This window comes from Micromonospora sp. NPDC048898 (assembly GCF_043198035.1).
Classification (GTDB): domain Bacteria; phylum Actinomycetota; class Actinomycetes; order Mycobacteriales; family Micromonosporaceae; genus Micromonospora.
The window spans coordinates 229,465-241,341 of sequence record NZ_JBICUF010000001.1 but is presented as its reverse complement, the minus strand read 5'-3'; the positions used below and the strand labels follow the sequence as shown (position 1 = coordinate 241,341).

Annotated in this window: 8 protein-coding genes; 6 read left to right on the top strand and 2 right to left on the bottom strand. The window is 73.2% G+C overall.

Going from position 1 to position 11,877, the window contains the following annotated elements; translation table 11 throughout:
- Window positions 1-4: 4 nt before the first annotated feature.
- Complete coding sequence (locus ACGFIQ_RS01210) at window positions 5-1,198, bottom strand: hypothetical protein (protein WP_393237489.1); 1,194 nt, start codon at window positions 1,196-1,198, stop codon at window positions 5-7.
- Between the two features lie 155 nt (window positions 1,199-1,353).
- Here ACGFIQ_RS01210 and ACGFIQ_RS01205 point away from each other — a divergent pair, with 155 nt between their 5' ends.
- The gene (locus ACGFIQ_RS01205) at window positions 1,354-3,447 is read left to right on the top strand and encodes a hypothetical protein (RefSeq protein WP_393237486.1); all 2,094 of its coding nucleotides are present in this window, start codon (window positions 1,354-1,356) and stop codon (window positions 3,445-3,447) included.
- A complete protein-coding gene (locus ACGFIQ_RS01200; protein WP_393237483.1) occupies window positions 3,447-5,243 on the top strand; it encodes a hypothetical protein in 1,797 nt (598 codons plus the stop codon). Before ACGFIQ_RS01205 ends, ACGFIQ_RS01200 begins: the two co-directional genes overlap by 1 nt.
- Here the strand turns inward: ACGFIQ_RS01200 and ACGFIQ_RS01195 are convergent, their stop codons facing one another.
- A complete protein-coding gene (locus ACGFIQ_RS01195) occupies window positions 5,244-7,139 on the bottom strand; it encodes a hypothetical protein (protein WP_393240246.1) in 1,896 nt (631 codons plus the stop codon).
- Between the two features lie 120 nt (window positions 7,140-7,259).
- Between ACGFIQ_RS01195 and ACGFIQ_RS01190 the strand changes: the two genes are divergently transcribed.
- The 4 genes from ACGFIQ_RS01190 to ACGFIQ_RS01175 all read left to right on the top strand — a co-directional run bounded on the left by ACGFIQ_RS01190 (window position 7,260) and on the right by ACGFIQ_RS01175 (window position 11,863).
- Window positions 7,260-8,534 carry a PQQ-binding-like beta-propeller repeat protein gene (locus ACGFIQ_RS01190; RefSeq protein WP_393237480.1) on the top strand — a complete coding sequence of 425 codons (1,275 nt, stop codon included), beginning with the start codon at window positions 7,260-7,262 and terminating at the stop codon, window positions 8,532-8,534.
- Window positions 8,531-9,823 (top strand): PQQ-binding-like beta-propeller repeat protein, encoded by a 1,293-nt coding sequence (locus tag ACGFIQ_RS01185; RefSeq protein WP_393237477.1) that lies wholly within the window; start codon window positions 8,531-8,533, stop codon window positions 9,821-9,823. The genes ACGFIQ_RS01190 and ACGFIQ_RS01185 overlap by 4 nt, the downstream gene beginning before the upstream one ends.
- On the top strand, window positions 9,820-11,109 hold the full coding sequence (locus ACGFIQ_RS01180; protein ID WP_393237474.1) for a PQQ-binding-like beta-propeller repeat protein: 1,290 nt from the start codon (window positions 9,820-9,822) through the stop codon (window positions 11,107-11,109). The genes ACGFIQ_RS01185 and ACGFIQ_RS01180 overlap by 4 nt, the downstream gene beginning before the upstream one ends.
- An 85-nt stretch (window positions 11,110-11,194) precedes the next feature.
- Window positions 11,195-11,863, top strand: coding sequence for a response regulator transcription factor (locus ACGFIQ_RS01175; RefSeq protein WP_393240243.1), 669 nt, complete (start codon window positions 11,195-11,197; stop codon window positions 11,861-11,863).
- The last annotated feature ends 14 nt before the right edge of the window (window positions 11,864-11,877 follow it).

Sequence of the window (11,877 nt, the reverse complement as noted above, 5' to 3'; positions counted from 1 at the left end):
TGGGTTAGCGGGGTTTTACTGAGCGGTAGTGGGTTTTGTCGGAGTTGGCGAGGCTGTAGGTCTGGGAGCGGGACGGGCTGGGGATGACCGCCAGACCGGGGCGCTCGACCAGCAGCGGAGTGCCCGGTGGGACGGACAGGGAGCTGTCCCGGGTGGGCCGCCAACTGAGCACCACCAGCGGTTGACCGGGCATGGGCAGTTGGTACGCCTGCAACGGGGTGGCCCGGTCGGCGGGCGAGACGACGGGCGTGCCGCCGTCGGCCGGTCGGTAGATCACCGCGGTCATCGCGCCGGCGTCGGTGTCCCAGCTGAGCTGCTGCAACTCCGCTGCCGCACCGCCGCCGAGGGCGACCTCACCGAGCGAGCGCACCATGAGCTTCGCCATCGGCCAGGACGTCGGCACCGAGCGCGGCGCATCCCGGTCGCCGATCCGGCGGGGGATGCTGCCGAACGGGCCCCGGTCACCGGCCAGCACGCAGGTGTCCAGGCCGGTCAGTGCCCGCCGTCCCGTGCCGGACTCGTCGCGGATCAGGGGATAGCGCGGATCGACGGTGCCGGTGCCCAGGTCCAGCAGCCGGTCGGCGGCCCGCCCACGGGGCAACGACTCGGTGGCTCGGAGGGTCGCGGTCACTCCGACGGCCATGCAGGATGGCACGTCGACCGGCGCGCTGAGGCCGTCCGCGACGGGCAGCGTCCGGTCCTGTGGCCCGACCAGGGTCTGCACCCGGGCGGAGACCAGGTAGCGCCGACCACCGGCGGTCTGTATCGGCAGGACGTCGGAGTAGACGAGATAGCCCGGGTCGGTGTATTCGGTGGCGCGGGTCACCGCGTACCGGTCGCCGTCGCGGGTGAGTTGCAGCAGCCAGGAGGCGCTCTCACCGGGCACGTCGGCGGCCACGATCGCCACCGGGGCGCCGTCGACCCGACCGGAGAAGAGGATGCCGGACGAGGGCAGGTGCGCACGGTCATCGGCCGGTGATCGCCAGTCACGGACCGCGTCGGTGACCGCTGCCGTCGCAGTGCTGTCCCGGGCGAGGTCGCCCCGCGGCGGCCACACGGCCAGCGTGCCGTCCAGGCTGTCGTACCCGACCCGCAGGTCCGCTGGCTTCCGATCGGCTATCGGACCGCACGCCGTGGTGGCCAGCAGTGCGCTCAGCAGGATGGGAACCGCCCTGCCGTACCGACGGCCTGGAGTCACCTGGCCCGCCCCCGATCGCCTCGCCGTCGCTGTCGGAAAGCGCCATAGTACGAGATGTCCGATGCGGGACCTCCGGTGGCCGTCGCCGGAGCAGCCACAGTGGACCTCACCGGGGCTATGGTGGGTTTTCGTAGCTCCGGTAGACTCCGCCGACTGTGACGCCTGCCGAGTCCCGCGCCCTGCCCGCGCCGCACCCGGAGTCGGCAGCCGGCTCCGACGAGATGGTGAGCTATCGCACTCCGGCCGGTCTCTTCATTGGCCCCGCCGCGCTGACCAGCACCTCCACCGCCTCGACGGAGGCCCAGCGCGCCACCGGCCCCACGCTCGCCACCCCCGCCGAGGCCGCCACGCCCGCCCCGGCCGAGGCTGCTGCGCCGGCTTCCGCCGCGCCGGCCTCGGCTGAGGCTGCTGCGCCGGCTGCCGTGGAGGCCTCGGCTGAGGCTGCCGTGGAGGCTCCGGCCGGGTCTGCGGAGGACGCGGCGGCCGTACCGGCACGGGCCTGGTGGCGTCGGTGGACCCGGCGGCGGCAGCACCTGGCGGTGGGCGGCCTGTTCCTGCTGGCCGCGGTGTGGGTGACCAGCCGGATCTGGCTGGACCCGTCCGGTCGGGTGGCCTCGCTCTACACCGGTGATCCGGCCCAGGTGCAGTTCTTCCTCGCCCACTCGGTACGCGTGGTGCTGCACGGCGAGTACCCGTTCTACACCGAGCAGTTCAACTATCCCGACGGCGTCAACCTGATGGCCAACACGGCGGTGCTGGCGTTGGGCATTCCGATGGTCCCGGTGACGCTGCTGTTCGGGCCGGCGGTCTCCTTCGTGGTGCTGGTGACGCTCGGCCTCGCCGGCACCGCCATGGCCTGGTACCTGATGCTGTCCCGCCACGTGGTGCGGGTCCCGCTCGCGGCGGCGGTCGGCGGCTGGTTCTGCGGGTTCTCGCCCGCGATGCTCTCGCACGCCAGTTGGCACCCGAACATCATCAGCCAGTTCCTGCTGCCGTTCATCGTCTGGCGGGTGCTGGTGCTGACCCGCTCCCGCAAGCCGGTCCGGGACGGCGCGCTGCTCGCCCTGCTGGTCGCCGTGCAGGCGTTCATCAACGAGGAGATTCTGCTCTTCACGGCGCTGGCGTGCGGCGTCTTCCTGCTGGCGGTGCTCGTGCAGGAGCCGGCCCGCTGGCGGGCGGCGTGGCGGCCCCTGGGCGCCGGTGTGGTGACCTGTGCGCTGCTGGCCGGGGCGCTGCTGGCGTACCCCCTGTACGTGCAGTTCGCCGGGCCGATGGCCTACCACGGCCTCAGCGACGCGGTGAAGGACTACGGCAACGACATCGCCGCCTTCTTCGCCCCGGGCTCGCCCACCCTCGGCGGCAACCAGCGAGCCAACATCAATCTCGCGCCGAACTACTCGGAGGAGAACGCCTTCTTCGGCTGGAGCCTGTCCATGATCGCCATCGGCATCGTGGTCTGGTTGCGCCGGGAGTTGATCGTCCGGGCGCTCGCGGCGACGGGCCTGCTCTTCGCCGTGCTCTCGCTCGGCGAGCGGGTCTCCTGGTGGGACCGGGACGTGGTCACCGGGCCGTGGCAGTGGTTGGTGCACCTGCCGCTGCTGGACGCGGTGGTGCCGACCCGGTTCGGTCTGATCACCAGCGTGGTGATCGGTCTGCTGCTCGCGCTCGCCGTCGAGCGGGCCTGGGCGTTGCGTCCGGTCGACAGGCGTACCGTACGGACGCTCACCGCCGCCGGCCTGGCGTTCGCGCTGCTGCCGATCGCCCCGATGCCGCTGCGGATGGTGTCTCGGCCGCCGGTGCCGGACTTCATCACCGCGGACCGTTGGCGGGCGTACGTCGGGCCGGACCAGACGCTGGTGCCGATCCCGGTGCCCAGCATGGGCAACACGCACGGCATGCGCTGGGCGGCGGCCACCAACCTCGACTTCAAGATCCCCGGCGGCTACTTCCTCGCACCTCGAAACGGCAACACCGGTGACGCGGGCCGGTTCGGGGGCCGCCCCAGCGGGGTGGGCCAGATGCTGGAGGAGGTGGCGACCACCGGTCGTACGCCGAAGCTCGACGACCGGCAGCGCCGTCGATTCACCGACGAGTTGCGGCACTGGCGGGCGGCGATCCTGGTGCTGCCCGTGCGGCAACAGAACGCCGAGCCGCTGCGACGGACTGTCGAGGAGTTGGTCGGCCCGGGCCGCCAGGAGTTGGACGTCTGGGTCTGGGACGTCCGGACACTCACCGACCGTTCGGTCTGATGACCACCGGGACGACGTCGGAGACCACGTCGCCCCCGGCGGCGGCCAGCGCGTCCCGGTCGGCACGGCTGCGTGACGTGCTGGTGGTGGCCGGCTACCTGGGCCTGGCTGTGGTGCTGACCAGCGCCCAGTGGGGTCATCCGTGGCGGTTGTTCCACCAGGCGGGGGACCAGATCCTCTTCGAGTGGATGTTGGCCCACGCGGCGCATGCCGTGGTCGCGGGGGAGAACCCGCTCTACAGCGCCGGGTTGAACGCGCCCGACGGGGTCAACCTGATGGCGAACACGTCGGTGCTCGGCCTGGGTGTTCCGCTGACCCCGGTCACCCTGCTCTTCGGGTCGCAGGTGGCGTTCTGTGTGGCGGTCGTCTGCTGTCTGGCCGGCACCGCTGCCGCCTGGTACGCGCTGCTGCGCCGCCGGCTGGTCACCAGCCGCTGCGCGGCCGCGGTCGGCGGGCTGGTCTGCGGCTTCGCCCCGGGCATGGTCGCCCAGGCGGGGGCACACCTGCACATCGCCGCACAGTTCCTGGTGCCCGCGATCCTCGCCCTGGTGTTCCGGCCGCTGTCCGATACGGCGCGCCACGGCGTGTGGCGGCCCGGTGTGAGCCTCGGGTTGCTGCTCGTCTGGCAGGTCTTCGTCGGTGAGGAGGTGCTGGTCTTCCTCGCGCTCGCGGCCGGGGTGTTCGCGCTGGGCTACGCGCTCGCCGACTCCGGGGCCGCCCGCCGGCTCGCACCGGCCCTCGTCGGCCGGCTCGCGGTGGCGGCCGGGGTGGCGGCGGTGCTGTTGGCGTACCCGCTGTGGTTCCAGTTCCACGGCCCGCAGCACTACTCGGGGATGGCGTTCGACACGCACGGCTTCCAGTTGGACGCCGCGTCGTTCACGGCGTCGGCCCGGCAGACAGTCCTCGGCGACGACTGGCTGCCGGGGTTGCTGTCGCCGAACCCGACCGAGGAGAACTCGTTCTTCGGCCCGGGGCTGGTGGTACTCGCCGTGGTGATCGTGATCTGGCAGTGGCGCCGAGCACTGGTCCGGGCACTGGGCGGTTGTGGCCTGGTCTTCGCCCTGCTCTCGCTCGGCACCGAGGTGCGGGTGGACGGCACCGCAACGGGCATCCCGGGGCCGTACCGGCTGGTCGCCGGGCTGCCACTGCTGGACCTCGCCGTGCCGGCCCGGTTCGCGCTGGTCTGCGTACCGGTGCTGGGTGTGTTGGTGGCGCTCTCCCTGGACCGGGTCCGCACCGTGCGCGGGCCGGCGGCGGCGCCGGGCCTGCCGGTGCGGTTGCTGTGGGCCGGCGCGGTCGCCGCCGCGTTGCTGCCCCTGGTCCCGACGCCGATCCGGGTGGTGCCGGTCGCGCCGGTGCCGGCGTTCGTCGCCGACGGCGGCTGGCGTGCGCTGGTGCCGCCCGGCCGGACCGTGGTCGGGGTGCCCCCGGTCACCGGTGCCGGGCGCAGCGCGGTGATGCTCTGGTCGGCGCGTACCGGTCTGGCGTTTCCCGCGCCGGGTGGTTACTTCATCGGCCCCAGCGGCCCGGACGACCCGGCGGCCCGCTGGGGCGCGCCGGACCGGCCCACGTCGGTGCTGTTACGTCGGGTGGCCGAGTCCGGCACCGTGCCGGTGCTCGGCGACGCCGATCGTGACCAGGCCGTCGAGGATCTGCGGCACTGGCGCGCCGCGCTTGTCGTGCTCGGCCGACTGGACCATGGTGACGCGGTCCGCCGGACCGTCGACGATCTGCTCGGCCCGGGTCGACCGGTCGACGGCGGGTGGGTGTGGGACGTCCGGGACCGCGTCGGTTAGTCAGCCCACCAGGGCGCGGACGTCCCAGACCCAGACGTCGTCGACCCGCTGGGGCGGCCCGATCAGGCCGGTGACCAGCTCACGCAGCACCGCCTCGCGGGGGTGCGCCCCGAGCACCACCACCGACGCCCGCCAGAACCGCAGGTCCTCGACGGCCTGGCGACGGTTCTCGTCGGTGAGCACCGGGACCGCGTTCTTGTCCATGGTGGAGTAGACGAGGGTGCTGGTGGGCCGGTTCGGCGCGCCGAAGACACCCTCGCCCAGCTCGTTCGGCCCGATGAAGTAGCCGCCCGGGACGGGGAACTCCTGCCCGGTCAGCGCACTCCAGCGCAGCGTCGGCAGGCCGTGCACGTTGCTCGGGATCGGCACCGGCACCAGGGTCCGGCCCGCCGGCACGTACGGTCGCCAGCCGCCCGCGGTGATGAAGTGCGGCGGCGGGTCGATCTGCTGGGCGGGCAGCGGTCGGGGCAGCAGCGGCAGCACGGCGAGGGTGACCGCCGCGTACCCCAGCGGGCGCAGCCACCGACGGCGCGCCGCGACCGGCGCGGGTGCGCCCGGGTCGTCGGACGTCGCCGGGGTCGGCTCGCCGCCGCGCTGGGCCGGCACCCGCGCGGGGTCGGCCACCGCGCGCCCCTGGCGGTGCGCGGCGTCCCAGGTCAACGCCAGCAGTACGCCCACCGCGGCGGCGACCACGAGCGTCAGGCGGGTCGGCATCATCATCTCGACGAGCGGCAGGTCGTCCGGCACGTACGACCACGGGCCACGCACGGTGGTCTCCACACCGTCGAAGCGCACCATCGGCCCGATCGCGGCCACGGTGAACACCACGATCAGCACCGCGACGATCCGCGTGACGAGCGACCGGCGCACGAGCAGGACCAGGGACACCAGCGAGAGCAGCACCAGCGGCCAGCCGAACCAGGTGTTCTGCTCGGTCAGCCCGATCGTCTGCTCCACCGCCGGGTCACCGGCCCAGGTGTCCCGGGCGAAGGTGACGAAGGCCATCAGGTCCTCGCCCCAGTTGTGGAAGACGCCGCCCTGCAACCCCCGGTAGGACTGCGGGCCGTTGAACTGGAACCAGATCGGGTACGCCGCGAGCACCAGGGCCAGCCCGCCGGCGACCCCCAGACCGGCCGCGAACGTGCCGGCGGCGGCCCAGGCGGCGCGCGGTCGCTGCACGGCGTACGCCAGCACGACGACCAGGCAGGCCAGCGCGGTGAGCAGCAGCATCTCCTCGTTGATGAAGATCTGGTACGTCACCAGCGCGCCGAGCACCAGCCCGTTGCGCCGCCACCGGCCCGGCTCGGCGAGGCGCAGCACCCGCACCACGATCAGTGGCAACAGGAAGTTGGACACGAAGTTGGGCTGACCGTTGGCGTGGTGGATGATTCCCGGCGCGAAGCCGAGGAACGCGCCGCCGACGAACGCCGCCGCCCGGGAGCGCACCAGGTGCCGGGAGAGCATCCAGTACCCGGTGCCGGCGGTGGCCGCCAGCGCGGCGCCCAGGTAGAGCGCGTACATCACCTGGGGGCCGAGCAGCATGGTCAGCGGGGCCAGCGGCAGGGTCACCCCGAGCAGTGAGGTGTTGGCCATCATGTTCACCCCGTCCGGGGCGTTCTGCCGGGCCGTGAAGAGCGGGTTCTCCAGGTGCCGCACCGAGTACGCGCCGTGCGCGAACAACCACTCGAACCAGCTGTGGTCGGTGGGCAGGTGAGAGGAAACCCGGCCGGTGACGTCACCCCAGTAGTTGAGGCAGACGAAGATGCCCAGCAGCACATAGGCTCCGAGAGCCAACAGGTCGGCGCGGGCCGGGCGGCGTCGGGGCCGCCGTGTCGGCTCGACCTCGGCCGGGTCGGCATCGGTTACGGGATTCAGCGAAGGGTCTACCACCGGCACAGCCACGACGCGCCATCGTACAGGCGCGGGTCCGTCGCTTTTGCCGGCCCGGTGCACTCACGGTCGGTTTGCCGGACGTCACTCGACGACCAGCACGGCGCGATCACGGAGGGACGGTCGTTGTCGATCATCGAGCTGGGTGAGATCGGGGACGAGTCGACAGCCGGTCCGCCGGTCCGCCGGCCACGCGCCGCCGGCCGCCCGGTGCGCGGCGCCGCCGTGCTGCTGCTCACCCTGGTACTGCTGGCCGGCGCCACACCGCAGCCGCGACGGACGATGACCGTGGTGCCGGCGTCGCGGGCGGACACCGCCTTCCTCACCGCGGACGGCGTCATCGTCATCGACCCGCCGACACCCGATGCGGACCGGCACCTGACCGTGTACGCCCGGCCGGCACCGAACGGCGCCGGTGCGCGGTGGCGGGCGCCGGTGCCGCGCGGCGACGATTATCTCGGCGTCCGGGTCGAGCGGGGGCTGGTGCTGGCCACGAGCGTCGATGCCGAAGACGGGGTGATCGAGACCACCGCCTTCGACGCCGAGACGGGCCAGCAGCGGTGGCGGCACGGGGGTGCCCCCGTGCCGATCGCCGACGGGGGGCTGCTGCTGACGGACATCCGTCAGAACGGGGCGGACCGGATGAGCCGGATCGAGCCCGCCACCGGCCGGGTGCTCTGGTCGGTGCCCCTGCTGTCGCCGACCGGCCCCGGCTTCCACGTCAGCGACGGTCGGATCGACAGGTTCGTCCTGGTGCAACCCAACGGCGAGGTCCAGGTGCACGACGCCGACAGCGGTCGCCCGCTGCGCAGCGTCGACACGCTGCCCGGCGACCCATCGGTGTTCCAGCGGGTCCAGGTCGTCGACGACCTGCTGCTGCTCCTCACACCCGGTGATGTCCCGACGGTGGTGGCCTACGGGCTGGCCGGGCTGGAGCGCCGGTGGACCGCCCAGGTGTCCCCGGTGTCCTTCGTGGTCGGTTGTGCCGACCTGCTCTGCGTGTCGGGGCAGGACGGGAGCCTTCAGGTCCTCGATCCGGCCACCGGCGCGGTGCGCTGGTCGGACCCGGGCCGGGAGTTGCTTGCCGACGTGCGCGGCGAACGGCTGCTGATGGCCGGCTCCGGCCGGCGGTACGCGGTGCGTGACGCGGCGACCGGGCGGACGCGCGCCGAGTTGGGCGACTGGGACCTGCTGCCGGTGCTCTGGCGGGACGATCCGCTGGTCGGGCTGCGGCACGGGGACGACGGCCGGCTGGTCGTCGCCGAACTGGACCTGGCGGCCGGCCGGGCGCGGATCCTCGACGTGCTGCCGGACATCGCGGGCGGTTGCCAGGCGTCGCTACCGATCCTGCTCTGCCAGCGTCTCGACGGCTCGACCGCGCTGTGGCGGTTGCGATCGTGACCGGCCCGGTGATCGACCTCGGTGAGCTGCGGCACGGCCCGGATCCGGAGCCGCTGCCCCGTCCGCCCCGCGCGACCGGTCGGCCGTTGCGCTGCGCGCTGGTCCTGCTGCTCGTGCTGGCCACGCTCGTCTCCGCCGCCGTGCCGCCGCGCCGCCCGGCCGCGGTCACGTTGCCCGCACAGCTCGCCGCCGAGACGCTGCTCACCGCCGACCTGTTCGTGGTGCTCGACCCGGACCCGGAGCAGCCGACGCGGCGGCGGATGAGCGCCTTCCGGTTGCCCGACGGCGGATTGCTCTGGCAGACCGCGGTGCCGGTGCAGGGCCGCAACTGGGGGATCATGGTGGCGGGCGGGACCCTGCTGGTCACGGTCTATGAGGCGCCGCCGCCCGAGGGGAGCATCCTGACCCTGGCGTTCGACCGGAAGACCGGGGCGTACCGCTGGCAGCAGCCGGGCCGCCCCAACCCGCTGGCCGACGGCAACGTGTTGCTGCAGTCCGGCGCCGACGACGAGCCGGTCAGCCTGCGTGCGGTCGATGCCTGCTGCGGCACCGTGCGCTGGCAGCTGCCCGACGCCGCCGATTACGTCAACCTCCGGCACAACCCCCGCGGAGTGGACCGGGTGCTCCTGCACCGCAGGAACGGGTTCACCGAAGTGCACGACGCGATCACCGGCACGGAGCTGGCCCGGGCCGACCTGCGCCCACCCGACGGCGGGTCGTTCGAGACCGTACAGGTGGTGAACGACCTCCTGCTGGCCACCCGCCCGGTGCCGCCCAGGATCACCGCCTACGGGCTGGACCGGCTGGACCAGCGCTGGAGCAACGCCATGACCGAGCGGATCGACTTCGTCGATGACTGCGGTCCCGTCCTGTGTCCACAGCGACACGCGGCCGGGCTGTGGGGGGTCGATCCCGCGACCGGCCAGGTGCGCTGGCGCAGCGACGGCTGGGCGTGGGTCTTCCCGTACGACGGACGGGTGGTGGCCGTCCCGACGATCAACGCGCGCGCCACGGCCCAGCAGTTCGTCGTGCTCGATCCGCTGACCGGCCGGAAGCTGGCCGACCTGGGCCGGTGGGAGCTGGCCCAGTTCGACCTCGACGGCCCGCTCGTCGGTATGCGTCCGCACCCGGACGGCGGGATGGTCGTCGCGGAGTTGGACGTCCGCGCCGGGGAGACGCGTGTGCTGGACGTGCTCGCGGACGTCGGCGCAAACTGCCAGGCGGTCGTCGGCCTCCTGCTCTGCCAGTCGGTGGACGGCTCGTACCGGCTGTTCCGGATGCCGCGGTGACCGGCTCGGTGATCGACCTCGGCGAGCTGCGGCACGGCCCGGAGCCGGACGCCGCGTCGCTGCCCCGCCCACCCCGTGCCCACGGCCGGCCGCTGCGCTGCGTGCTGGTCCTGCTGCTCGTGCTGGCCACAGTCGCCGCCGCCGCCGCGCCACCGCCGGGGCGGGCCGTGGTGACGGTGCCCGCCCAGGCCGGTGCCGACGTGCTCGTCGACGGCGACCTGGTCCTGGTGATCAACCCGGTCACCGCTCAGGCGCCGCAGTGGCGGCTCGCCGCCTTCCGGCTGTCCGACGGTGAGCGGGTCTGGGACGTGGCGCTGCCCGGGCAGGCCCGCTACTGGGGGATCCTGCCGAAGAGCGGAATGCTGCTGGTCACCGGCTACGAGATCGGCGCGGACCCGCAGGCCAGCCTCACCGTGGCGCTGGACCGCGCCACCGGTGCGTACCGCTGGCAGCAGCCGGACAGCCCCGTCGAGCTGGCCGACGGCAACCTGCTGCTGCGGTCCAACGGCGAGGAGGAGCCGGTCCGCCTGCGGTCGGTCGATCCCTGCTGTGGCACGGTGCGCTGGCAGGTGACCGCCCCCACCGTCGGCGTCGACGCGCAGCTCGCCGACGAGAAGGCCGAGCGGCTGGTGTTCACCGACGTGGACGGGCCGGTCGAGGTGCGCGACACGCGGACCGGCGCGGTGCTGGTGCGCGCCGACCTGCGCCCACCCGGCGGTGGGCCACTCACCTTCGTGCAGGTGGTGGACGACCTGGTGCTGACCGTCGGTGGGGACCCGAAGGCGATCACCGCCTACGGGCTGGACCGGCTGGACCGGCGCTGGAGCACCACGGCGGGCGAGGTCGACATCGTCCAGGGCTGCGGTAGCGTCCTGTGTCTGCGTACCCGCTCCGCCGGGCTGTGGGCGGTCGACCCCGCGACCGGCGAGGTGCGCTGGCGCAGCGACCGCTGGTCGTGGGCCTGGCCGTCCGGCGGCCGGCTGCTGTCCAGCGTGACCAGCAACGATCCGGCGGGGCAGTTCTTCGCCATCGATCCGCTGACCGGCCGGGAGCTGGCCGACCTGGGCCGGTGGGAGCTGTCCGAGGTCGACACCCGTGGCCGGCTGCTCGGCGTCCGCCAGAATCCGGACGGCGGGGTGCTGGTCGGGGAGTTGGACGTCCGCGCCGGCCAGACGCGCATCGTGGACGTGCTGCCGGAGGCCACCGGGGAGTGCCAGGCGATCTCGGGCAACGTGCTGTGCGCCGGCACCGGCGGCTCGTACCGGATCTGGCGGTTGCGTGACTGACCACCGGCCGGCCCGGGCGGGCGGCGAGGGAGGATGGTTGCCGGCTGGCACTAGGTTGTCGGTGGTCAGCAGCGAGGAGGCCGGGATGCGGGTACTGGTGGTGGAGGACGAGCGCAACCTCGCCGACGCGATCGCGCGCGGGTTGCGCAAGCGGGGGATGGCGGTCGACGTGGCGTACGACGGCGACGCCGGCCACGAGGCGGCGTTCGTCACCCGGTACGACGTGGTGGTGCTCGACCGCGACCTGCCCGGCGTGCACGGTGATCAGATCTGCGCGGACCTGGCAGCCTCCGGCGCACTGACCCGGGTGCTGATGCTCACCGCGAGTGGCACCGTGGCCGACCGGGTGGAGGGGTTGCAGATCGGCGCGGACGACTACCTGTCCAAACCGTTCGCCTTCGACGAGTTGGTCGCCCGGGTGCAGGCGCTGGGACGGCGGGCCACCCCGGCCGCGCCGCCGGTGCTCGAACTTGCCGACCTGGTACTCGACCCGGCTCGCCGGGTGGCCACCCGCGCCGGGGTGCCGGTCGACCTGACCAACAAGGAGTTCGGGGTGCTCTGCGAGCTGCTCAAGGCGCGCGGCGCGGTGGTTTCCAGTGAGGAGCTGCTGGAACGGGTCTGGGACGCGAACACCGACCCGTTCACCACGATCGTCCGCGTCACCGTGATGACGCTGCGCAGGAAGCTCGGTGACCCGCCGCTGATCGAGACCGTGGTGGGCGCGGGCTACCGCACGGCCGAGGTGGGGCTGTGAGCGCGAGGAGTGAG